The organism is Streptomyces sp. NPDC101181, assembly GCF_044767975.1.
Classification (GTDB): domain Bacteria; phylum Actinomycetota; class Actinomycetes; order Streptomycetales; family Streptomycetaceae; genus Streptomyces.
The window spans coordinates 514413-534345 of the sequence record NZ_JBIWOX010000002.1 but is presented as its reverse complement, the minus strand read 5'-3'; the positions used below and the strand labels follow the sequence as shown (position 1 = coordinate 534345).

The 19933-nt window shown below is 68.4% G+C and carries 31 protein-coding genes; 4 read left to right on the top strand and 27 right to left on the bottom strand.

Annotated features, from left to right (window positions below; genetic code table 11):
* Window positions 1–11 precede the first annotated feature (11 nt).
* The 4 genes from aztB (at window position 12) to aztD (ending at window position 4377) form a co-directional block, all read left to right on the top strand.
* Window positions 12–884, top strand: coding sequence for a zinc ABC transporter permease AztB (aztB, locus tag ACIRRU_RS06135; RefSeq protein ID WP_403676675.1), 873 nt, complete (start codon window positions 12–14; stop codon window positions 882–884).
* Window positions 885–894: 10 nt separating this feature from the next.
* A complete protein-coding gene (locus ACIRRU_RS06130) occupies window positions 895–2130 on the top strand; it encodes a hypothetical protein (RefSeq protein WP_403676671.1) in 1236 nt (411 codons plus the stop codon).
* Complete coding sequence (aztC, locus tag ACIRRU_RS06125) at window positions 2127–3104, top strand: zinc ABC transporter substrate-binding protein AztC (protein WP_403676668.1); 978 nt, start codon at window positions 2127–2129, stop codon at window positions 3102–3104. Before ACIRRU_RS06130 ends, aztC begins: the two co-directional genes overlap by 4 nt.
* A gap of 70 nt (window positions 3105–3174) precedes the next feature.
* Window positions 3175–4377, top strand: a complete 1203-nt coding sequence (gene aztD, locus ACIRRU_RS06120; RefSeq protein ID WP_403676666.1) for a zinc metallochaperone AztD — start codon at window positions 3175–3177, stop codon at window positions 4375–4377.
* Between the two features lie 100 nt (window positions 4378–4477).
* Here the strand turns inward: aztD and truA are convergent, their stop codons facing one another.
* From truA to rplB, 27 genes are all read right to left on the bottom strand, one after another.
* Window positions 4478–5332: a tRNA pseudouridine(38-40) synthase TruA gene (gene truA, locus ACIRRU_RS06115; RefSeq protein ID WP_403676663.1), complete on the bottom strand. Its 855-nt coding sequence runs from the start codon at window positions 5330–5332 to the stop codon at window positions 4478–4480.
* A 95-nt stretch (window positions 5333–5427) separates the two neighbouring features.
* Window positions 5428–5946 carry a 50S ribosomal protein L17 gene (gene rplQ, locus ACIRRU_RS06110; RefSeq protein ID WP_363200519.1) on the bottom strand — a complete coding sequence of 173 codons (519 nt, stop codon included), beginning with the start codon at window positions 5944–5946 and terminating at the stop codon, window positions 5428–5430.
* 92 nt (window positions 5947–6038) lie between these two features.
* Entirely contained in the window at window positions 6039–7061 is a 1023-nt protein-coding gene (locus ACIRRU_RS06105; RefSeq protein ID WP_228993327.1) for a DNA-directed RNA polymerase subunit alpha, read from the bottom strand.
* Between the two features lie 138 nt (window positions 7062–7199).
* A complete protein-coding gene (rpsK, locus tag ACIRRU_RS06100; RefSeq protein ID WP_017949643.1) occupies window positions 7200–7604 on the bottom strand; it encodes a 30S ribosomal protein S11 in 405 nt (134 codons plus the stop codon).
* Between the two features lie 98 nt (window positions 7605–7702).
* Entirely contained in the window at window positions 7703–8083 is a 381-nt protein-coding gene (gene rpsM / locus ACIRRU_RS06095) for a 30S ribosomal protein S13 (RefSeq protein ID WP_403676659.1), read from the bottom strand.
* A 191-nt stretch (window positions 8084–8274) separates the two neighbouring features.
* Complete coding sequence (rpmJ, locus tag ACIRRU_RS06090; RefSeq protein WP_003956441.1) at window positions 8275–8388, bottom strand: 50S ribosomal protein L36; 114 nt, start codon at window positions 8386–8388, stop codon at window positions 8275–8277.
* 60 nt (window positions 8389–8448) lie between these two features.
* Entirely contained in the window at window positions 8449–8670 is a 222-nt protein-coding gene (infA, locus tag ACIRRU_RS06085) for a translation initiation factor IF-1 (protein WP_003956442.1), read from the bottom strand.
* 193 nt (window positions 8671–8863) lie between these two features.
* Window positions 8864–9700: a type I methionyl aminopeptidase gene (gene map / locus ACIRRU_RS06080; RefSeq protein ID WP_403676656.1), complete on the bottom strand. Its 837-nt coding sequence runs from the start codon at window positions 9698–9700 to the stop codon at window positions 8864–8866.
* Window positions 9701–9855: 155 nt separating this feature from the next.
* Window positions 9856–10515, bottom strand: coding sequence for an adenylate kinase (locus ACIRRU_RS06075; protein WP_363200517.1), 660 nt, complete (start codon window positions 10513–10515; stop codon window positions 9856–9858).
* On the bottom strand, window positions 10515–11828 hold the full coding sequence (gene secY / locus ACIRRU_RS06070; RefSeq protein ID WP_403676652.1) for a preprotein translocase subunit SecY: 1314 nt from the start codon (window positions 11826–11828) through the stop codon (window positions 10515–10517). Before secY ends, ACIRRU_RS06075 begins: the two co-directional genes overlap by 1 nt.
* 380 nt (window positions 11829–12208) lie before the next feature.
* Window positions 12209–12664, bottom strand: coding sequence for a 50S ribosomal protein L15 (gene rplO / locus ACIRRU_RS06065; RefSeq protein WP_030112809.1), 456 nt, complete (start codon window positions 12662–12664; stop codon window positions 12209–12211).
* A gap of 1 nt (window position 12665) precedes the next feature.
* Window positions 12666–12848: a 50S ribosomal protein L30 gene (rpmD, locus tag ACIRRU_RS06060; RefSeq protein ID WP_003966943.1), complete on the bottom strand. Its 183-nt coding sequence runs from the start codon at window positions 12846–12848 to the stop codon at window positions 12666–12668.
* Window positions 12848–13453 (bottom strand): 30S ribosomal protein S5, encoded by a 606-nt coding sequence (gene rpsE / locus ACIRRU_RS06055; protein ID WP_363200515.1) that lies wholly within the window; start codon window positions 13451–13453, stop codon window positions 12848–12850. Before rpsE ends, rpmD begins: the two co-directional genes overlap by 1 nt.
* Window positions 13454–13500: 47 nt before the next feature.
* Window positions 13501–13884 (bottom strand): 50S ribosomal protein L18, encoded by a 384-nt coding sequence (rplR, locus tag ACIRRU_RS06050; RefSeq protein WP_003966945.1) that lies wholly within the window; start codon window positions 13882–13884, stop codon window positions 13501–13503.
* A gap of 2 nt (window positions 13885–13886) precedes the next feature.
* The gene (gene rplF / locus ACIRRU_RS06045; protein WP_030798876.1) at window positions 13887–14426 is read right to left on the bottom strand and encodes a 50S ribosomal protein L6; all 540 of its coding nucleotides are present in this window, start codon (window positions 14424–14426) and stop codon (window positions 13887–13889) included.
* 21 nt (window positions 14427–14447) lie between these two features.
* Window positions 14448–14846 carry a 30S ribosomal protein S8 gene (gene rpsH / locus ACIRRU_RS06040; RefSeq protein WP_363200514.1) on the bottom strand — a complete coding sequence of 133 codons (399 nt, stop codon included), beginning with the start codon at window positions 14844–14846 and terminating at the stop codon, window positions 14448–14450.
* Window positions 14847–15070: 224 nt separating this feature from the next.
* Window positions 15071–15256: a type Z 30S ribosomal protein S14 gene (locus tag ACIRRU_RS06035; RefSeq protein WP_003948630.1), complete on the bottom strand. Its 186-nt coding sequence runs from the start codon at window positions 15254–15256 to the stop codon at window positions 15071–15073.
* Between the two features lie 2 nt (window positions 15257–15258).
* Window positions 15259–15816 (bottom strand): 50S ribosomal protein L5, encoded by a 558-nt coding sequence (gene rplE / locus ACIRRU_RS06030; protein ID WP_006126888.1) that lies wholly within the window; start codon window positions 15814–15816, stop codon window positions 15259–15261.
* Window positions 15816–16139, bottom strand: coding sequence for a 50S ribosomal protein L24 (gene rplX, locus ACIRRU_RS06025; protein WP_028439250.1), 324 nt, complete (start codon window positions 16137–16139; stop codon window positions 15816–15818). The genes rplE and rplX overlap by 1 nt, the downstream gene beginning before the upstream one ends.
* A 2-nt stretch (window positions 16140–16141) precedes the next feature.
* Window positions 16142–16510, bottom strand: a complete 369-nt coding sequence (rplN, locus tag ACIRRU_RS06020; protein WP_003966950.1) for a 50S ribosomal protein L14 — start codon at window positions 16508–16510, stop codon at window positions 16142–16144.
* Window positions 16511–16613: 103 nt separating this feature from the next.
* A complete protein-coding gene (gene rpsQ, locus ACIRRU_RS06015) occupies window positions 16614–16901 on the bottom strand; it encodes a 30S ribosomal protein S17 (protein WP_363200513.1) in 288 nt (95 codons plus the stop codon).
* On the bottom strand, window positions 16901–17125 hold the full coding sequence (gene rpmC, locus ACIRRU_RS06010; protein WP_003966952.1) for a 50S ribosomal protein L29: 225 nt from the start codon (window positions 17123–17125) through the stop codon (window positions 16901–16903). The genes rpsQ and rpmC overlap by 1 nt, the downstream gene beginning before the upstream one ends.
* Window positions 17125–17544, bottom strand: coding sequence for a 50S ribosomal protein L16 (gene rplP / locus ACIRRU_RS06005; protein WP_003966953.1), 420 nt, complete (start codon window positions 17542–17544; stop codon window positions 17125–17127). Before rplP ends, rpmC begins: the two co-directional genes overlap by 1 nt.
* Window positions 17545–17549: 5 nt before the next feature.
* Window positions 17550–18386, bottom strand: coding sequence for a 30S ribosomal protein S3 (gene rpsC / locus ACIRRU_RS06000; RefSeq protein ID WP_096625054.1), 837 nt, complete (start codon window positions 18384–18386; stop codon window positions 17550–17552).
* Window positions 18386–18733 (bottom strand): 50S ribosomal protein L22, encoded by a 348-nt coding sequence (rplV, locus tag ACIRRU_RS05995; protein WP_004571827.1) that lies wholly within the window; start codon window positions 18731–18733, stop codon window positions 18386–18388. The genes rpsC and rplV overlap by 1 nt, the downstream gene beginning before the upstream one ends.
* A gap of 43 nt (window positions 18734–18776) precedes the next feature.
* Window positions 18777–19058 carry a 30S ribosomal protein S19 gene (gene rpsS, locus ACIRRU_RS05990; RefSeq protein ID WP_003966956.1) on the bottom strand — a complete coding sequence of 94 codons (282 nt, stop codon included), beginning with the start codon at window positions 19056–19058 and terminating at the stop codon, window positions 18777–18779.
* A gap of 12 nt (window positions 19059–19070) precedes the next feature.
* The gene (rplB, locus tag ACIRRU_RS05985; RefSeq protein WP_363200512.1) at window positions 19071–19907 is read right to left on the bottom strand and encodes a 50S ribosomal protein L2; all 837 of its coding nucleotides are present in this window, start codon (window positions 19905–19907) and stop codon (window positions 19071–19073) included.
* Window positions 19908–19933: the final 26 nt, after the last annotated feature.

Here is a 19933-nt window from a genome sequence, read left to right as displayed (position 1 = left end):
CGGTCCACGGCATGGAATGGCTGACGGCCCCGTTCGAGGTGGCTTTCGTACAAAGAGCCCTGTGGGGCGGGATGCTCGTCTCCGCGATCTGCGCCCTGGCGGGCACCTGGGTCGTGCTGCGCGGGATGGCCTTCCTCGGTGACGCCATGTCCCACGGACTGCTGCCGGGCGTCGCGCTCTCCGCCCTGCTCGGCGGGAACCTGATGCTCGGCGCGGTGGCCAGCGCCGCCGTCATGACCGTCGGGGTCACCGCCCTCGGCCGGACGGCGCGGCTCTCCCAGGACACCGGCATCGGGCTGCTGTTCGTCGGGATGCTCTCGCTCGGCGTGATCATCGTCTCGCGCTCCCAGTCCTTCGCGGTCGACCTGACCGGGTTCCTCTTCGGCGACGTCCTCGCCGTCCGGCAGCAGGACCTGCTCGTCCTCGCGGTGGCGGCGCTCGTGGCGCTGGGGGTGTCGGTCCTCGGCCACCGGGCCTTCCTGGCCCTGGCGTTCGACCCGCGCAAGGCCCAGACCCTGGGCCTGCGACCACGCCTGGCCCACGCCCTGCTGCTCGCCCTGCTCGGGCTCGCGATCGTCGCCTCGTTCCACATCGTCGGCACCCTGCTGGTGCTCGGGCTGCTCATCGCACCCCCGGCGGCCGCCCTGCCCTGGGCCCGTGGCGTACGCGGAGTGATGGCGTTGGCGGCCCTGACCGGCGCCACGGCCACCTTCGGCGGCCTCCTGCTGTCCTGGCACCTGAGCACCGCCGCCGGAGCGACCGTCGCGGCCCTCGCCGTCGCCCTGTTCTTCCTCTCCCACGGCCTCTCCGGCCTGCGGCATCGCCGCACCCGGACCTCCGGGCCCTCCCACCCCCACTCCCCCATGCGACCGAAAGAAGCCTGAGGCGCTCGTCATGACCGTCCGCAGAAACGTCACACCACCGGCCGCGGCCGCGCTGATACTCACCGCGCTGCTCGCCGTGAGCTGCGCCCCCGACCGGAACACCGACGCCCGCCCCGCGGCGGGCGACGCCTCCGCCACCCCGCACGGCTACGTCGAGGGCGCGCGGGAGGCGGCCGAGCAGCAGTCCCGGCTCCTGCTCAACGACCCCGGCACCGGCGACACCCGCGTGCTCGACCTGATCACCGGGAAGACCCACCGGACGGACCCGGTGAAGGGGGCCGACCGGCTGGAGACGGACGGCAGGTTCGGCTTCCTCTCCACCCCCGACTCCACCCACGTCCTGGACGGCGGCTCCTGGATGGTGGACCACGGCGACCACATCCACTACTACAGCGCGGCCGTACGCGACGTGGGGCGGCTGCCCACGGACACGGCGGCCCAGGTGCGCAGCGATGCCGCCGTGAGCGCCGCCACCGGTACGAACGGCCGCGTCTCCCTGCTCGACCGGGCCAAGCTGGAGAAGGGCGCGCTCCCCTCGCCGCGGACCCTGCCCGGCGCCTACACCGGCGTCGCCGTCCCCCACGAGGAGCACCTGCTGGCCTTCACGGACGAGGGCGGGACCGGCCGGCTCGTCGTCCTGGACCGCGAGGGACAGCGCGTCGCCGAACCGCGGGCCACGTGCCGTACCCCGCGGGGGGACGCCGTCACCCGGCGCGGCGTGGTCATCGGCTGCGCGGACGGGGCCCTCCTCGTCCGGGCCGAGGGCGGCTCGTTCACCGCCGAGGAGATCCCGTACGGCCGGGACGTACCGGAGGAGGAACGCGCCACCGCCTTCCGGCACCGCCCCGGCAGCGACACCCTGACCGCTCCGGCGGGCGACAGGGCCGTCTGGGTCCTCGACGTCACCGACAAGACGTGGAAGCGGGTGGAGACCGGACCCGTGGTCGCCGCCAACACCGCGGGCGAGGGCTCCCCGCTGCTCGTGCTGGAGAGCGACGGCGCGCTGCACGGCTACGACATCGCCACCGGCGAGCCCACCCGGCGCACCCGGCCGCTCCTGACCGGCGGCGGCCGCACGGCCGACGGCGGGAGCGCCCCCGTGATCGAGGTGGACCGCAGCCGCGCCTATGTCAACGACCCGGACGGCAAGCGGGTGTTCGAGATCGACTACAACGACGGACTGCGGACCGCGCGCACCTTCGACCTGGACGCGAAGCCCGTACTCATGGCGGAGACCGGCCGATGAGCCGCGCGAGGACGGCGGGACGCACGGGCGGAAGCACACGGCGGCCGCGCGCCTTGGCGGCCGTCCTGCTCGCCCTGGCCGCGACCGCGACCGCCACCGCCTGCTCCGCGCGGGACGAGCGGCCCGCCGTCGTCGTCACCACCAACATCCTCGGCGACGTCACCCGGGAGATCGTCGGCGACGAGGCCGACGTCACCGTCCTGATGAAGCCCAACGCCGACCCGCACTCCTTCGGCCTCTCCGCGGTCCAGGCGGCCGAACTGGAACAGGCCGACCTGATCGTCCACAACGGCCTGGGGCTGGAGGAGAACGTCCAGCGGCATGTGGACGCCGCCCGCGAGTCCGGCACCGCCACCTTCGCGGCGGGCGAGGCCGCCGACCCGCTCTCCTTCCACGCACCGGGGGACGGCGGCCCACGGAGCGGCGCGGGCACGCCCGACCCGCACTTCTGGACCGACCCCGACCGGATGCGCAAGGCCGCCAATCTGATCGCCGACCAGGTCGTCGAGCACGTCGACGGGGTGGACGCGCAAGCGGTCCGGGCCAACGCGGACCGGTACACGGCCGAACTGACCCGGCTCTCCGCCTGGATGGGCCGAACCCTCGGCCGCGTCCCCCCGGAGGGACGCTCCCTGGTCACCAACCACCACGTCTTCGGCTACCTCGCCGACCGCTTCGGCTTCCGGGTGATCGGCGCGGTCATCCCCAGCGGCACCACCCTGGCCTCACCCAGCTCCTCCGACCTGCGCTCCCTCACCCGGGCGATGGAGAAGGCCGGTGTCCGCACCGTCTTCGCCGACTCCTCCCAGCCCACCCGGCTCGCCGAGGTCCTGCGCGCCGAGATGGGCGGGCAGGTCCGGGTCGTCGAGCTCTACTCCGAGTCCCTGACCGCCGACGGCGAGGGCGCCGACACCTACCTGCGCATGATGCGCGCCAACACCACCGCCATGGCCGAAGGACTCACCGGCACCTGACCGGCCGCGCCCCCAGGCCGCCGTACCACCGCTCACGCCGCCGACCGTGCGGCACGAAAGGAACACCCTCATGAACACCTCGATACGCGGCAGACTCCTCACCGGCACCGCACTGGCCCTCGCGGTGACCACCGTGCTGACCGCCTGCGGAGGGGGCGGCTCGTCCTCGGACTCCGCCGACGCCGACGCCACCCGGGCCGCCGCACCCGCCGCCCAGCTCAAGGACCCGCTGGTCGCCACCTTCGACGGCGGCCTGTACATCCTCGACAGCAAGACCCTCAAGCCGGTCAGGACCATCAAGATGCCCGGCTTCAACCGCGTCAACCCGGCGGGCGACAAGGACCACGTCTTCGTCTCCACCGACTCCGGCTTCCGGGTCCTGAACGCCACCAGCCAGAGGCTCACGGACATCGAGTACCCCGGCGCCAAGCCCGGCCATGTCGTCCGCCACGCCGGGAAGACGGTGCTCTTCACCGACGGCACCGGAGAGGTCGCCGTCCTGGACCCCGCCGACCTCAGCGGCGGCACGAAGCCGCAGGGACGGACCTACTCCTCCGCCGAGGCCCACCACGGCGTCGCCATCGAACTGGCCGACGGACGGCTGCTCTCCACCCTCGGCACCGAGGAGAAGCGCACCGGCGCACTGGTGCTGGACGAGAACAACAAGGAGATCGCCCGCAACGAGAACTGCCCCGGCGTCCACGGCGAGGCCGCCGCCCGCGACGAGGCCGTGGCCGTCGGCTGCGAGGACGGCGTCCTGATCTACCAGGACGGCACGTTCACCAAGGTCGACTCCCCCGACGACTACGGCCGCATCGGCAACCAGGCCGGAACCGACGCCTCGCCCGTCCTCCTGGGCGACTACAAGAGCGACCCGGACGCCGAGCTGGAGCGGCCGAAGCGCGTCTCCCTCATCGACACCGAGACCAAGAAGCTGCGCCTGGTGGAGCTGGACGCCAGCTACTCCTTCCGCTCCCTGGCCCGCGGCCCGCACGGCGAGGCCCTCGTCCTCGGCACCGACGGCGCCATCCACGTCATCGACCCGAAGACCGGCACGGTCGAGAAGAAGATCCCCGCGGTCGGCAGCTGGCAGGAACCGCTGGACTGGCAGCAGCCCCGGCCGACCCTCTTCGTCCGCGACCACACCGCCTACGTCTCCGAGCCCGGGAAGAAGGCCCTGCACGCCATCGACCTGGAGACCGGCGAGAAGACCGCCTCCGCCACCCTCCCGGAGGGCACCAACGAGCTGTCCGGCGTCGTCGCCGGGCACTGACCGGCCTCCCGCCGCCCGGCGGGAACACCCCTGACCCGGCTCACCGCCGGGCGCCGGACTCCCCCGCCCTGCCCGGGAGTCCGGCGCCCGGCGGGCCCGCTCAGCAGCAGCCCGCCCCCGGCAACGTCCGTACGTTACGGGCCTCCTGGGCCCGCGCGGCCAGCAACGCGTCGGCCGGGTAGGCGACTTCCTCCAGCGTCAGCCCGTGCGGCCGCACCACGTGCACCCCGGGGTCGCGCACCTGCGCCGCGAGCACCTCGGCGGGCCAGCCCGGCGGCCGCCGCCCGTCGCCCACGAACAGCGCCGCCCCGATCAGCGCCCGGACCATGTTGTGGCAGAACGCGTCCGCCTGCACGGTCGCGGTGAGCACCCCGGACTCCTCGTCCCGCACCCAGCTCAGTTTCTGGAGCGTCCGGATGGTCGTCGCCCCCTCACGCTTCTTGCAGTACGCGGCGAAGTCGTGCTCGCCGACCATGAGCGCGGCCGCCTCGTTCATCGCGTCCACGTCCAACGGCCGGTCGTGCCACAGCACATGACCGCGCGTCAGCGGGTCCACCCCGCCCGGCCGGTCCCCGACCCGGTAGGCGTAGCGCCGCCACAGCGCGGAGAAACGGGCGTTGAACCCGGCCGGGGCGGGAGCCGCGCGCCAGATCCGTACGTCCTGCGGCAGCCGTCCCGCCAGGCGTCGCAGCAGCTTCTCCTGGTGCTCGGCCCACACCGCCTCGGGCAGGTCCACATGGGCCACCTGACCGCGCGCGTGCACCCCCGCGTCCGTGCGGCCCGCCACCGTCAGGGCGTAGGTCACCGCCGACCGGGTCACGGTCCGCAGCGCGTCCTCGATCTCGCCCTGCACCGTGCGCCGCCCGGTCTGCTTCGCCCAGCCGGAGAAGTTCCCGCCGTCGTAGGCCAGGTCCAGCCGTACCCGTACGGAACCGGGCTCCGCCTCGTCACTCACCCGCACATCTCCCTCGTCCACCCCTGCTCAGCGAAACGGGCCCGCACCGCCCCGAAGGGTGATGCGGGCCCGTCCCGTGATCCGTGTCAGAACGCTCAGGCGTCCTTGGACTCCGCATCGGCCTTCTCGGCCGGCTTGGCGTCCTCGACGGTCTCCTCGGAGGACTCGGCCTTGGCCTCGTCCTTCTTGGCGGCGTCTTCCTTGACCGCGCGCTTCGTCGCGGCCTCGGCCTCACCGGTGGCCTGCTGGGCCACGGTCAGCGCCTCGACCAGCTCGATGACGGCCATCGGGGCGTTGTCGCCACGACGGTTGCCGATCTTGGTGATACGGGTGTAACCGCCGGGGCGGTTCTCGTACCGGGGGGCGATCTCGGTGAAGAGCGTGTGGACGACGCTCTTGTCCGTGATCGACTGGAGCACCAGGCGACGGTTGTGGATGTCGCCCTTCTTCGCCTTGGTGACGAGGCGCTCGGCGACGGGGCGCAGGCGGCGGGCCTTGGCCTCGGTCGTCGTGATGCGGCCGTGCTCGAACAGCGACTTCGCCAGGTTCGCGAGAAGCAGCTTCTCGTGAGCGGCGCTACCGCCGAAACGGGCTCCCTTGGTGGGACGCGGCATGGTGTTTCTCCTTGTGTGCTGCACCGGCCGTGTCAGGTACCGGTGTCAGTTCCCGTGAAGCGGACGCCTCACGGAAGTCGTACGGGTGGTGCTCAGTACTGCTCGGTCTCCACGAAACCGGCGTCCGCGTCGTCGTCGGCGCCGAAGGCGTCGGCGGCGGCGGTCGGGTCGAAGCCGGGAGGCGAGTCCTTCAGCGCCAGGCTCATACCGGCCAGCTTCGCCTTGACCTCGTCGATGGACTTCGCGCCGAAGTTGCGGATGTCGAGCAGGTCCGCCTCGGAGCGGGCCACCAGCTCGCCCACCGAGTGGATGCCCTCGCGCTTGAGGCAGTTGTAGGAGCGGACCGTCAGCTCCAGCTCCTCGATCGGCAGCGCCAGATCGGCGGCGAGAGCGGCGTCCGTCGGGGACGGGCCCATGTCGATGCCCTCGGCGTCGATGTTGAGCTCGCGCGCCAGACCGAACAGCTCGACCAGGGTCTTTCCGGCCGACGCCATGGCGTCACGGGGACGCATGGCCTGCTTGGTCTCGACGTCGACGATCAGCTTGTCGAAGTCGGTGCGCTGCTCGACACGGGTCGCCTCGACCTTGTACGTGACCTTGAGCACCGGCGAGTAGATGGAGTCGACCGGGATACGGCCGATCTCCTGGCCGACCTGCTTGTTCTGGACGGCGGAGACGTAGCCGCGGCCGCGCTCGACGGTCAGCTCCATCTCCAGCTTGCCCTTGCCGTTGAGCGTGGCGAGGACCAGGTCGGGGTTGTGCACCTCGACACCGGCCGGGGGCGCGATGTCGGCGGCGGTGACCAGACCCGGGCCCTGCTTGCGCAGGTACATCACGACCGGCTCGTCGTGCTCCGAGGAGACGACCAGCTGCTTGATGTTGAGGATGAGGTCGGTGACGTCCTCCTTGACGCCCGGCACGGTGGTGAACTCGTGCAGGACCCCGTCGATCCGGATGCTGGTGACAGCGGCACCGGGGATCGAGGAGAGGAGGGTACGGCGGAGGGAGTTGCCGAGGGTGTAGCCGAAGCCCGGCTCCAGCGGCTCGATCACGAACCGGGAACGGAACTCGTCGACGACCTCTTCGGTCAGCGACGGACGCTGAGCGATAAGCATGCGGTGATCCTTCAGTCGTGGGCACCCACTATTTGATGCCCGACAGATACAACAAGGGTACGGGCGGTACGCCCCGAATGAGGCGTACCGCCCGGACCTGAACGCTCCTGACGCACGGCCGTCACCGGCCGTGACGGGTCAGACGCGGCGACGCTTCGGCGGACGGCAGCCGTTGTGCGGCGTCGGGGTGACGTCCTGGATCGAACCGACCTCCAGGCCGGTGGCCTGGAGCGAGCGGATCGCGGTCTCACGGCCGGAGCCGGGACCCTTGACGAAGACGTCGACCTTGCGCATGCCGTGCTCCTGCGCGCGGCGGGCGGCCGACTCGGCGGCCATCTGCGCGGCGAAGGGGGTGGACTTGCGCGAGCCCTTGAAGCCGACGTGGCCGGCGGAGGCCCAGGAGATCACGTTGCCCGAGGGGTCCGTGATCGAGACGATCGTGTTGTTGAACGTGCTCTTGATGTGCGCGTGGCCGTGAGCGACGTTCTTCTTTTCCTTGCGGCGCACCTTCTTGACAGCGCCCTGACGTCCCTTGGGGGGCATCTTCTAACTCCTACGGGAGGTGGTCGGTCCTACAGCGAAGACCGCTGGTTGCTGCGCCGGTCCGGAGACCCCGGAGGGCGCAGTGCGTCCGCTGAGGACTACTTCTTGCCCGGCTTCTTCTTACCGGCGATGGCGCGACGCGGGCCCTTGCGGGTACGCGCGTTCGTGCTGGTGCGCTGACCGTGGACGGGCAGGCCACGACGGTGGCGGATGCCCTGGTAGCAGCCGATCTCGATCTTGCGGCGAATGTCGCCCTGGACCTCACGGCGGAGGTCACCCTCGGTGCGGAGGTTGGCGTCCACGTACTCGCGGATCTTGACGAGGTCTTCCTCGGCAAGGTCGCGGACGCGGGAGTCCGGGTTCACGCCGGTGGAGGCGAGGATCTCCTTGGACCGGGTGCGCCCGATACCGAAGACGTAGGTGAGGGCAACCTCCACGCGCTTTTCGCGCGGGATGTCAACACCTGAAACGCGTGCCATTCAATGGCTCCAGTTGTTATGTCGGGGGTCTTCCGCAGTGCCGCTCCCGACCGCCGACCGCTCACCAGGAGCGGTGGTACGTCCGGGTCCCCGGCCCCCGCCGGAGGTGTCGTCAGCCGTGGCTTGGACGGGCTCTGCGTATGTACGTGTTACATGCGTCGCGCGAACTGCGAGATGCAGGCGGTCGTGCGTCAGCCCTGGCGCTGCTTGTGGCGCAGGTTGTCGCAGATGACCATGACCCGGCCGTGGCGGCGGATCACCTTGCACTTGTCGCAGATCTTCTTGACGCTCGGCTTGACCTTCATGGGATGTCAGGTTCTCCGGGTCAGGTGCCAGCACCCGCCGAAACGGGGTGAAGGCAAGATCTACTTGTAGCGGTAGACGATCCGGCCACGCGTCAGGTCGTACGGAGAGAGCTCCACCACGACCCGGTCATCCGGGAGAATACGGATGTAGTGCATCCGCATCTTGCCGCTGATGTGCGCCAGGACCTTGTGACCGTTCTGGAGCTCCACCTTGAACATTGCGTTCGGGAGGGACTCGATCACGGTGCCCTCAATCTCGATGGCACCTTGCTTCTTGGCCACGCTTCGCCTTTCGAATCGGCTACCTTGATCGACTCTCGCGATCCTCTGTCCTGCCTGCGGACACACGGATGCACCAGAGCCGACGAGTCAGTCTACGTCAGGGGAACTCAAAAGACGAATCCGTCAAGTTTGCCCACTGCGGATGATCCTTAGACCTGCCGAACGGGTTGCACCGGCCCCGGAGCGGTGTGCGTCACCCCAGGGGGTCCGGCGCCGCCTCGATGCCGTACGCCGCGAGCTTCGCCCGGCCGCAGTCCGGGGCGGTCAGCACGAGGGGCCCCTGCTCGGTCAGGGCGATGGAGTGCTCCCAGTGCGAGGACCAGGTGCCGTCCGTCGTGATGACCGTCCAGTCGTCGGCCAGGGTCTCGGTGCGGGCGGTGCCCAGGGAGACCATCGGCTCGATCGCCAGGCAGACGCCCGGCACCAGCTTGATGCCCTTGCCGCGCTTGCGGGAGACGTAGTTCAGCAGGTGCGGGTCCATGTGCATCTCGGAGCCGATGCCGTGGCCGCCGAAGTCCTCGATGATCCCGTACTTCCCGGTCGCCGGACGCGGCTGGCGGCGGATGTAGGTCTCGATCGCCCGGGAGACGTCGACGAGCCGGTTGTTCGCCTTCATCGCCGCGATCCCGGCCCACATCGACTCCTCGGTCACCCGGGACAGCTCGACCAGCTCCGGGGCGTGACCGGTGCCCACGAAGGCGGTGTACGCGGCGTCGCCGTGCCAGCCGTCCACGATGGCCCCGGCGTCGACCGAGATGATGTCGCCGTCCTTGAGGACCGTCTTCTCGTCCGGGATGCCGTGGACGACGACCTCGTTGACCGAGGTGCAGATGGTCCCGGGGAACCCGCCGTACCCGAGGAAGTTCGACTTCGCGCCGTGGTCGGCGATCACCTTGCGGGCGACCTGGTCCAGATCGTGCGTGGTGGCGCCGGGGACGGCCGCCTCCCGCGTGGCGGCGTGCACGGCGGCGACCACCAGGCCCGCCTCGCGCATCTTCGCGATCTGCTCGGGGGTCTTGATCTGCACCATTGCTCGGCGCCTCTCTGTGGATCGGTGTGTCGGGGGACGATGTGCCGGCGGCCCGGGGACGGCTGCGGCGTACTCAACGATACGGGCGCAAGCAGTCGGCCGCGGCGCCCTGAGGCGCCGCGGCCGACTGGCACAACGGGTGGTGCGGGGGACGCTCAGCCCTGGGCGGGCTTCTTCAGCGCCTCCATCGCGCGGGCGGTCACCTCGGTGACCTTGCCGAGTGCGGAGATGGTCACCACCAGGCCCTGGGCCCGGTAGTAGTCGATGATCGGCTCGGTCTGCGTGTGGTAGACCTCCAGCCGGGTGCGGACCGTCTCCTCGGTGTCGTCGTCCCGCTGGTACAGCTCGCCGCCACAGGTGTCGCAGACACCCTCGGTCCTCGGCTTGTTGTACGTCGCGTGGAAGACGTGCGCGCTGTCGTTGCGGCAGATGCGGCGGCCCGCGATCCGCTTCACGACCTCGTCCTCGGGAACCTCCAGATCGAGAACCGCGTCCAGCTTCACGCCCTCGTCCTTGAGCATCACGTCAAGGGCCTCGGCCTGGCCGACGTTCCGCGGGAAGCCGTCCAGCAGGAACCCGTTCACGGCGTCCGGCTGGGACATGCGGTCCTTGGCCATCCCGATGGTCACCTCGTCCGGCACCAGCTGACCCGCGTCCATGAAGGCGCGGGCCTGCTTGCCAAGGTCGGTGCCCTGGCTGATGTTGGCGCGGAAGAGGTCGCCCGTGGAGATGTGCGGAATCGACAGGTTCTCGGCAAGGTACGCAGCCTGCGTTCCCTTGCCGGCACCCGGAGGCCCGACGAGGACGATTCGCATCAGCGGAGGAACCCTTCGTAATTGCGCTGCTGGAGCTGACTCTCGATCTGCTTCACGGTCTCCAGACCGACACCCACGATGATGAGGATGCTCGTCCCGCCGAACGGGAAGTTCTGGTTCGCGCCGCCGAAGCCCGCCAACGCCATCGTCGGCACAAGAGCGATCAGGCCCAGGTACAGCGAGCCCGGCCAAGTGATCCTGTTGAGCACGTAGCTCAGGTACTCGGCAGTAGGTCGACCTGCCCGGATGCCCGGGATGAAGCCACCATACTTCTTCATGTTGTCGGCGACCTCGTCGGGGTTGAACGAGATGGCCACGTAGAAGAAGGCGAAGAACACGATGAGTACGAAGTACGTCGCGATGTAGTACGGGTGGTCACCCGTCACGAAGTTGTCCTGGATCCAGGTCGCCCAGCCCGCCTGGGAGTTGGAGAACTGGACGATCAGCGCCGGGATGTAGAGCAGCGACGAGGCGAAGATGACCGGGATCACACCCGCCTGATTCACCTTGAGCGGGATGTACGTCGACGTCCCCCCGTAGGAACGGCGCCCGATCATGCGCTTCGCGTACTGCACCGGGATGCGGCGCTGGGCCTGCTCGACGAAGACGACGAGGCCCACCATCACGAAGCCGATGAGGATCACGGTGCCGAACTCGATCCAGCCGTCCGCCAGCTTGCCGCTCTCCTTGATGGCCCACAGGGCGCCGGGGAACGTGGCGGCGATCGAGATGAACATGAGGATCGACATGCCGTTGCCGATACCGCGGTCGGTGATCAGCTCGCCCAGCCACATCACGGCGGCCGTACCGGCCGTCATCGTGATGACCATGATGACCGTGGTGAAGATCGACTTGTCCGGGACGATCTGGCCGCTCACGGAGCAGTTCTGGAAGAGCGCACCGCTGCGCGCGGTGGCGACCAGGCCGGTGCCCTGGAGGACGGCCAGCGCGACCGTCAGATAACGCGTGTACTGCGTGATCTTCGCCGTGCCGGACTGCCCCTCCTTCTTCAGGGCCTCAAGGCGCGGGATCACCACGGTCAGCAGCTGGAGAATGATGCTCGCCGTGATGTACGGCATGATGCCGAGCGCGAAGATGGTGATCTGCAGCAGGGCGCCACCGCTGAACATCTGCATCAGGCCGAGGAGGCCACCCGAGTCGGCCTGGTCGATGCACTGCTGCACCTTCGCGTAGTCGACTCCGGGGGCCGGGATGTGCGCCCCGAACCGGTAGATCACGATGATGCCGAGCGTGAAGAGCAGCTTCTTGCGCAGGTCGGGCGTCTTGAACGCTCGGGCGAACGCGGTGAACACGGTGCCTCCTGCGACCCCCGCGCTATGCGTCAGAGGCGACGGGTCTGGATGGGTTCGGATACAAGGCAGCCCTACATCGTAAGGAGGCCACAAAAGATGAACGGCGCTACCCTACCCGGCCCAGCGCTGAGCAGGAAACACACGCTGCCCCCCGGCGCAGCGCCCGTCGCCCGCCCCACGCCGGGAAAGAACGGCGAAGCCACACCAATCCGGACGTCGCCGTCCACGGGCTTCCCCATCCCCGGTACAAGGCACACCCGTTCAACCTTTCCCGAGGCTTTACGGTTCCCGTACATCGCCTCGAAAAGCCCCGGACACGGAAAAGCCCGGCCGACCGCCTCCGAAGAGGCGGCCGACCGGGCTCAGGTCCGTCCGCGAGCTCAGACGAGCTCGGTGACCGTACCGCCGGCGGCGGTGATCTTCTCCTTGGCGGAGCCGGAGACGGCGTCAACCGAAACCTGCAGCGCCACGGAGATCTCGCCCTGTCCGAGGACCTTGACGAGGTGGTTGTCGCGCACGGCGCCCTTGGCGACCAGGTCGGCCACCGTGACCTCTCCACCCTCGGGGTAGAGCGTCGCGAGCTTGTCCAGGTTCACGACCTGGTACTCCGTGCGGAACGGGTTCTTGAAGCCCTTGAGCTTCGGGAGACGCATGTGGAGGGGCATCTGGCCACCCTCGAAGCGCTCCGGAACCTGGTAACGGGCCTTCGTGCCCTTGGTACCACGGCCTGCGGTCTTACCCTTGGACGCCTCACCACGACCCACACGGGTCTTGGCGGTCTTGGCGCCCGGGGCAGGCCGGAGGTTGTGGGCCTTCAGCGGGCTGTTCTCCGCCATGTCAGTCAACCTCCTCAACCGTCACGAGGTGGCGGACGGTGTGCACCATGCCGCGGAACTCGGGACGGTCCTCCTTGACAACCGAGTCGTTCAGGCGCTTGAGCCCGAGCGAACGCAGGGTGTCGCGGTGGTTCTGCTTGCTGCCGATGTACGACTTCGTCTGCGTGATCTTGAGGCGAGCCATTACGCACCCGCTCCCGCACGTGCACGCAGCAGGGCCGCGGGGGCGACGTCCTCGAGGGGCAGACCGCGGCGGGCCGCGATCTCCTCGGGACGCTGCAGGCCCTTGAGGGCCTCCACGGTCGCGTGCACGATGTTGATCGCGTTGTCGGAGCCGAGCGACTTCGACAGGATGTCGTGAACGCCGGCGCACTCCAGAACGGCGCGCACCGGGCCACCGGCGATAACACCGGTACCGGGGGAAGCGGGCTTCAGCAGGACGACGCCCGCAGCCTTCTCGCCCTGGATCGGGTGAGGGATGGTGCCCTGGATGCGGGGGACCTTGAAGAAGTTCTTCTTGGCCTCTTCGACACCCTTGGCGATGGCCGCGGGAACTTCCTTGGCCTTGCCGTATCCGACACCGACCGTGCCGTCACCGTCGCCCACCACGACCAGCGCGGTAAAGCTGAAGCGACGACCACCCTTCACAACCTTGGCGACGCGGTTGATCGCGACGACGCGCTCGACGTACGCGGTCTTCTCGGCGGCGCTGGCGCCACCGTCACGGCCCTTCCGGTCCCGCCGCTCGCCGCCACCGGCACCGCTTCCGCGGCGCTGGGGTCCAGCCATGGGAATTACCTCTCTCTGTTACGTCCGCTGTGCGTAGGAACCGGGGCTTAGAACTTCAGCCCGGCTTCACGGGCGGCGTCAGCCAGAGCGGCAATCCGCCCGGCGTACTGGTTACCACCGCGGTCAAACACGACGGCCTCGACGCCTGCGGCCTTGGCACGCTCGGCGACCAGGGCGCCGACCTGCTGGGCCTGGGCGCTCTTGTCGCCCTCGCCACCACGGATCGAGGTGTCCAGGGTCGACGCCGAGGCGAGCGTGTGGCCCGCGATGTCGTCGATGACCTGGGCCACGATGTGGCGGTTGGACCGCGTCACGACCAGACGGGGGCGCTCCGGCGAACCCGACAGGTGCTTGCGGACGCGGATGTGGCGCCGCTTGCGCGCGGCGCGCTTGTACGCGTCGCCCTTGGCGATCTTCACACCGTATGCCATGGCTACTTACCAGCCTTTCCGACCTTGCGGCGGATGACCTCGCCCGCGTACTTGACGCCCTTGGCCTTGTACGGGTCGGGCTTCCGCAGCTTGCGGATGTTGGCCGCCACTTCGCCGACCTTCTGCTTGTCGATGCCCTCGACGCTGAGCTTCGTGGGCGACTCGACCTTGAAGGTGATGCCTTCCGGCGCCTCGATGAGGATCGGGTGGCTGTAGCCCAGGGCGAACTCCAGGTTGGAGCCCTTCGCCTGGACGCGGTAACCGACACCGCTGATTTCGAGCGCCTTGGAGTAACCCGCGGTCACGCCGGTGATCATGTTCGCCACCAGCGTGCGGGACAGGCCGTGGAGGGCCTTGTTCTGACGCTCGTCGTTCGGGCGGGAGACGTTGAGAACGCCGTCCTCACCCTTGGAGACCTCGATCGGCGCGGCGACGGTGTGGGAGAGGGAACCCTTGGGGCCCTTCACCGCGACCGTACGGCCATCGATGGTGACGTCCACACCGGCGGGAACCTGGATGGGGAGCTTGCCGATTCGCGACATGAGCTTTCCTTCCTTTCCCGACTACCAGACGTAGGCGAGGACTTCCCCACCTACGCCCTTCTTGCCTGCCTGCTGGCCGGTCAGGAGACCGTGGGACGTGGAGATGATCGCCACGCCCAGGCCGCCGAGAACCTTCGGCAGGCTGGTGGACTTTGCGTACACACGCAGACCCGGCTTGGAGATGCGCTTGATGCCGGCGATCGAACGCTCGCGGTTCGGGCCGAACTTCAGCTCCAGGACGAGGTTCTTGCCGACCTCGGCGTCCTCGACCTTCCAGCCGGTGATGAAGCCCTCCTGCTGGAGGATCTCCGCGATGTGCGACTTGATCTTGCTGTGCGGCATCACGACGGAGTCGTGGTACGCCGAGTTCGCGTTACGCAGACGCGTGAGCATGTCTGCGATGGGATCAGTCATGGTCATGAATTGGCCTTCGGCCTCTCTCGCCGGGGTTTCCTGTATGCGCCATCCCTCTCCCCACTCACTGGCGGGACGGGTGCGGTGCGGGGACCTACGGCGTAGTAAGTCGGTCTTGGGCGGCAGGCGCCCAACCCTTCAAGCCTACGGCATGAAAGGCGGGGCTCCTGCCGACCAGATGCTTACCGAGAGCTTCCGGGTACTTCCAACGCCCAGTGGGCGAAGGAGAGTTACCAGGAGCTCTTGGTCACGCCCGGCAGCTCGCCACGGTGAGCCATCTCACGAAGGCACACGCGGCACAGGCCGAACTTGCGGTAGACGGAGTGGGGCCGGCCGCAGCGCTGGCAGCGGGTGTACCCGCGGACGCCGAACTTCGGCTTACGGGCGGCCTTAGCGATCAGAGCCTTCTTCGCCACGGTCAGTTCTCCTTGAACGGGAAGCCGAGGTGACGAAGCAGGGCACGACCCTCGTCGTCGTTGGTCGCCGTGGTGACCACGGTGATGTCCATGCCCCGGACCCGGTCGATCTTGTCCTGGTCGATCTCGTGGAACATGACCTGCTCCGTGAGACCGAAGGTGTAGTTGCCACGGCCGTCGAACTGCTTCGGCGACAGGCCACGGAAGTCACGGATACGCGGCAGCGCGAGCGACAGCGTACGGTCCAGGAACTCCCACATCCGGTCACCGCGGAGGGTGACGTGGCAGCCGATCGGCTGGCCCTCGCGCAGCTTGAACTGCGCGATGGACTTGCGGGCCTTGGTGACGGCCGGCTTCTGGCCGGTGATCGTGGTGAGGTCGCGAACGGCCCCGTCGATCAGCTTGGAGTCGCGGGCGGCGTCGCCCACACCCATGTTGACCACGATCTTGACCAGACCGGGAACCTGCATGACGTTCTCGTAGGAGAACTCCTCACGCAGCTTGCCGGCGATTTCCTCGCGGTAGCGCGTCTTGAGACGCGGCGCAGTGGTGGCAGTCATCAGATGTCCTCACCGGTCCGCTTGGCAACGCGGATCTTCTTGCCCTCGTCGTCAAAGCGGTAGCCGACGCGGGTGACGACCTTGTTGCCGTCCTTCTCCACGACCAGCTGGACGTTGCTGACGTGGATCGGGGCCTCGGTGGTCACGATGCCACCGGTCTGCGAGCCGCGAGCCGTCTGACCGGCCTTGGTGTGCTTCTTGACCCGGTTGACACCCTCGACGAGGACGCGGTCCTGAGCGGGGTAGGCCACGATGACCTTGCCCTGCTTGCCCTTGTCCTTACCGGTGATGACCTGGACCAGGTCGCCCTTCTTGATCTTCATGCTTACAGCACCTCCGGAGCGAGCGAGATGATCTTCATGAACTTCTTCTCGCGCAGCTCCCGGCCCACCGGGCCGAAGATGCGGGTGCCGCGGGGGTCGCCGTCGTTCTTCAGAATGACGGCGGCGTTCTCGTCGAAGCGGATGTACGAGCCATCCTGACGACGACGCTCCTTGACGGTGCGAACGATGACGGCCTTGACGACGTCACCCTTCTTCACGTTGCCACCGGGGATCGCGTCCTTGACGGTGGCGACGATGACGTCACCGATACCCGCGTAGCGGCGACCCGAGCCACCGAGAACACGAATGGTGAGAATTTCCTTCGCACCCGTGTTATCGGCGACGCGCAGTCGCGACTCCTGCTGGATCACGTCTATCTCCTGATCGTCTGCCGGTTCCCGGCGGGTGCCTCTCCCGGGGGAGAGGCACCTCACCGAGCCTGGCGGAACTGACCTGAGGGAAACCCCTCAGGAATTACTTGGCCTTCTCGAGGATCTCGACGATGCGCCAGCGCTTGGTGGCGGACAGCGGACGCGTCTCCATCAGGAGGACGCGGTCGCCGACGCCGGCCGAGTTCTGCTCGTCGTGGGCCTTGAGCTTGTTGGTACGGCGGATGACCTTGCCGTACAGCGCGTGCTTGACGCGGTCCTCGACGGCGACGACGACGGTCTTGTCCATCTTGTCGCTGACGACCAGACCCTCACGGGTCTTGCGGAAGCCGCGGTCGGTCTTGCTGGTCTCAGTCACAGTCTTCTCGCTCATCAGGCACTCTCCACCGTCTCGATGCCCAGCTCGCGCTCGCGCATCAGGGTGTAGATCCGGGCGATGTCCTTACGGACGGACTTGAGCCGGCCGTGGTTCTCGAGCTGGCCCGTCGCCGCCTGGAAGCGGAGGTTGAACAGCTCTTCCTTGGCTTCGCGGAGCTTGTTGAGCAGCTCCTCGTCACCCAGCTCGCGCAGCTCGGACGCCTTGGTACCGGCCGACATCACGACTCACCTGCCTCGCGCCGCACGATCCGGCACTTCATCGGAAGCTTGTGAGCAGCGCGGGTGAGCGCCTCACGAGCAATCTTCTCGTTCGGGTAGGACAGCTCGAACATCACCCGACCGGGCTTGACGTTCGCGATCCACCACTCGGGAGAACCCTTACCGGAACCCATGCGGGTCTCGGCGGGCTTCTTCGTCAGGGGACGGTCCGGGTAGATGTTGATCCAGACCTTGCCGCCACGCTTGATGTGACGGGTCATCGCGATACGAGCGGACTCGATCTGACGGTTCGTCACGTACGCCGGGGTCAGCGCCTGGATGCCGTACTCGCCGAACGCAACCTGCGTGCCACCCTTGGACATACCGCTGCGCTTCGGGTGGTGCTGCTTGCGGTGCTTGACCCTACGGGGGATCAGCATTTCGGTCAGGCCTCCGTTCCGGTGCTCTCAGCAGCCGGAGCAGCGGCGGTGGCGTCGGCCTTGGGGGCCTCGGCTGCCGGAGCCGACTGCTGCGGCTTACGACCGCGACCGCCACGCTCGCCACCGCGGCCACCACGGCCGGCCGGGCGGTCAGCGCCGCCCCGGGCCGGACGGTTGCCGGCGCGGGCCGCGGCGTTCTCGGCGCGAACCTCGGCGATGTTCTTGACGTCGCCCTTGTAGATCCAGACCTTCACGCCGATGCGGCCGAAGGTCGTCTTGGCCTCGAAGAAGCCGTAGTCGACGTTCGCGCGGAGCGTGTGCAGGGGCACACGGCCCTCGCGGTAGAACTCCGAGCGGGACATCTCGGCGCCGCCGAGGCGGCCACCGCACTGGATCTTGATGCCCTTGGCGCCGGCCTTCATCGAGGACTGCATGCTCTTGCGCATGGCCCGACGGAAGGAGACGCGGGAGGAGAGCTGCTCGGCGACGGCCTGGGCCACCAGCTGAGCGTCCACCTCGGGGTTCTTGACCTCGAGGATGTTCAGCTGGACCTGCTTGCCGGTCAGCTTCTCCAGCTCGCCGCGGATGCGGTCGGCCTCGGCGCCGCGGCGGCCGATGACGATGCCCGGACGAGCGGTGTGGATGTCCACGCGGACGCGGTCACGGGTGCGCTCGATCTCGACCTTCGAGATGCCGGCCCGCTCCATGCCCTTCGTCATCATGCGACGAATGGCGACGTCTTCCTTGACGTAGTCCTTGTACAGCTTGTCGGCGTACCACCGGGACTTGAAGTCCGTGGTGATGCCGAGCCGGAACCCGTGCGGGTTTACCTTCTGGCCCATTACCGGGTTCCTTCCTTGCTGCTGACGACCACGGTGATGTGGCTGGTCCGCTTACGGATCCGGTAGGCACGGCCCTGGGCACGCGGACGGAACCGCTTCAGGGTCGGGCCCTCGTCCACGTACGCCTCGCTGATGACCAGCGAGGAGGCGTCGGTGTGGTCGTAGTTGTGTGCGGCGTTGGCGATGGCGCTGTCCAGCACCTTGCCAACCGGCACGCTCGCGGCCTGCGGGGCGAAACGCAGGACCGCCTGAGCCTCCGTGGCGTCCATGCCACGGATGAGGTCCACCACGCGGCGGGCCTTCATGGGCGTGACGCGGATGTACCGCGCCTGGGCCCTGGCTTCCATGGTTGTCCCTTCGGTGTAAGTCATAGTCGTTTCCACCCCGCGCTTAGCGGCGCTTCGACTTCCGGTCGTCCTTGACGTGGCCGCGGAAGGTGCGAGTCGGCGAGAACTCGCCGAGCTTGTGGCCGACCATCGACTCGGTGACGAACACCGGGACGTGGATCTTGCCGTTGTGCACCGCGATGGTGTGACCCAGCATGGCCGGGACGATCATCGAGCGACGGGACCAGGTCTTGATGACGTTCTTGGTGCCTGCCTCGTTCTGTACGTCCACCTTCTTGATGAGGTGTCCGTCGACGAAGGGCCCCTTCTTGAGACTGCGCGGCATCTAAACCCGCTCCTAGCGCTTCTTGTTCGTCTTGCGGCGGCGGACGATGTACTTGTTGCTCGCCTTCTTGGGAGAACGAGTACGACCCTCCTTCTGACCCCACGGCGAGACCGGGTGGCGACCACCGGAGGTCTTGCCCTCACCACCACCGTGCGGGTGGTCAACCGGGTTCATCGCGACACCGCGGACGGTCGGGCGGACGCCCTTCCAGCGCATGCGGCCGGCCTTGCCCCAGTTGATGTTCGACTGCTCGGCGTTGCCGACCTCGCCGATCGTCGCGCGGCAGCGCGCGTCGACCAGGCGGATCTCACCCGACGGCATACGAAGGTGGGCCATGGTGCCCTCCTTCGCCAGCAGCTGCACGGAGGCACCCGCGGAACGGGCGAACTTCGCGCCGCCGCCGGGCCGCAGCTCGATGGCGTGGATGGTCGTACCGACCGGGATGTTGCGCAGCGCCAGGTTGTTGCCGGGCTTGATGTCGGCGGCCGGACCGTTCTCGACACGGTCGCCCTGCGACAGGCCACGGGGAGCGACGATGTAACGCTTCTCGCCGTCCGCGTAGTGCAGCAGCGCGATGCGCGCGGTGCGGTTCGGGTCGTACTCGATGTGCGCGACCTTGGCCGGCACGCCGTCCTTGTCGTGACGACGGAAGTCGATCACGCGGTAGGCGCGCTTGTGGCCACCACCCTGGTGGCGAACGGTCACACGACCGGCGTTGTTACGGCCGCCCTTGTTGTGCAGGGGGCGGACCAGCGACTTCTCCGGCGTGGACCGCGTGATCTCGACAAAGTCGGCGACGCTGGAGCCACGACGGCCCGGGGTCGTCGGCTTGTACTTGCGGATACCCATTTCTCAGTCCTCGTCCGATTCCGGAC

Coding starts and splice junctions, on each gene's coding strand:
- aztB (WP_403676675.1), top strand. CDS start 12: ATGGAATGGCTGACGGCCCCGTTCGAGGTGGCTTTCGTACAAAGAGCC.
- ACIRRU_RS06130 (WP_403676671.1), top strand. CDS start 895: ATGACCGTCCGCAGAAACGTCACACCACCGGCCGCGGCCGCGCTGATA.
- aztC (WP_403676668.1), top strand. CDS start 2,127: ATGAGCCGCGCGAGGACGGCGGGACGCACGGGCGGAAGCACACGGCGG.
- aztD (WP_403676666.1), top strand. CDS start 3,175: ATGAACACCTCGATACGCGGCAGACTCCTCACCGGCACCGCACTGGCC.
- rplQ (WP_363200519.1), bottom strand. CDS start 5,946: ATGCCGCGTCCCACCAAGGGAGCCCGTTTCGGCGGTAGCGCCGCTCAC.
- ACIRRU_RS06105 (WP_228993327.1), bottom strand. CDS start 7,061: ATGCTTATCGCTCAGCGTCCGTCGCTGACCGAAGAGGTCGTCGACGAG.
- rpsK (WP_017949643.1), bottom strand. CDS start 7,604: ATGCCCCCCAAGGGACGTCAGGGCGCTGTCAAGAAGGTGCGCCGCAAG.
- rpsM (WP_403676659.1), bottom strand. CDS start 8,083: ATGGCACGCGTTTCAGGTGTTGACATCCCGCGCGAAAAGCGCGTGGAG.
- rpmJ (WP_003956441.1), bottom strand. CDS start 8,388: ATGAAGGTCAAGCCGAGCGTCAAGAAGATCTGCGACAAGTGCAAGGTG.
- map (WP_403676656.1), bottom strand. CDS start 9,700: ATGGTGCAGATCAAGACCCCCGAGCAGATCGCGAAGATGCGCGAGGCG.
- ACIRRU_RS06075 (WP_363200517.1), bottom strand. CDS start 10,515: ATGCGAATCGTCCTCGTCGGGCCTCCGGGTGCCGGCAAGGGAACGCAG.
- rplO (WP_030112809.1), bottom strand. CDS start 12,664: ATGGCGGAGAACAGCCCGCTGAAGGCCCACAACCTCCGGCCTGCCCCG.
- rpmD (WP_003966943.1), bottom strand. CDS start 12,848: ATGGCTCGCCTCAAGATCACGCAGACGAAGTCGTACATCGGCAGCAAG.
- rpsE (WP_363200515.1), bottom strand. CDS start 13,453: ATGGCTGGACCCCAGCGCCGCGGAAGCGGTGCCGGTGGCGGCGAGCGG.
- rplR (WP_003966945.1), bottom strand. CDS start 13,884: ATGGCATACGGTGTGAAGATCGCCAAGGGCGACGCGTACAAGCGCGCC.
- rplF (WP_030798876.1), bottom strand. CDS start 14,426: ATGTCGCGAATCGGCAAGCTCCCCATCCAGGTTCCCGCCGGTGTGGAC.
- rpsH (WP_363200514.1), bottom strand. CDS start 14,846: ATGACCATGACTGATCCCATCGCAGACATGCTCACGCGTCTGCGTAAC.
- rplE (WP_006126888.1), bottom strand. CDS start 15,816: ATGACTGCCACCACTGCGCCGCGTCTCAAGACGCGCTACCGCGAGGAA.
- rplX (WP_028439250.1), bottom strand. CDS start 16,139: ATGAAGATCAAGAAGGGCGACCTGGTCCAGGTCATCACCGGTAAGGAC.
- rpsQ (WP_363200513.1), bottom strand. CDS start 16,901: ATGAGCGAGAAGACTGTGACTGAGACCAGCAAGACCGACCGCGGCTTC.
- rpmC (WP_003966952.1), bottom strand. CDS start 17,125: ATGTCGGCCGGTACCAAGGCGTCCGAGCTGCGCGAGCTGGGTGACGAG.
- rplP (WP_003966953.1), bottom strand. CDS start 17,544: ATGCTGATCCCCCGTAGGGTCAAGCACCGCAAGCAGCACCACCCGAAG.
- rpsC (WP_096625054.1), bottom strand. CDS start 18,386: ATGGGCCAGAAGGTAAACCCGCACGGGTTCCGGCTCGGCATCACCACG.
- rplV (WP_004571827.1), bottom strand. CDS start 18,733: ATGGAAGCCAGGGCCCAGGCGCGGTACATCCGCGTCACGCCCATGAAG.
- rpsS (WP_003966956.1), bottom strand. CDS start 19,058: ATGCCGCGCAGTCTCAAGAAGGGGCCCTTCGTCGACGGACACCTCATC.
- rplB (WP_363200512.1), bottom strand. CDS start 19,907: ATGGGTATCCGCAAGTACAAGCCGACGACCCCGGGCCGTCGTGGCTCC.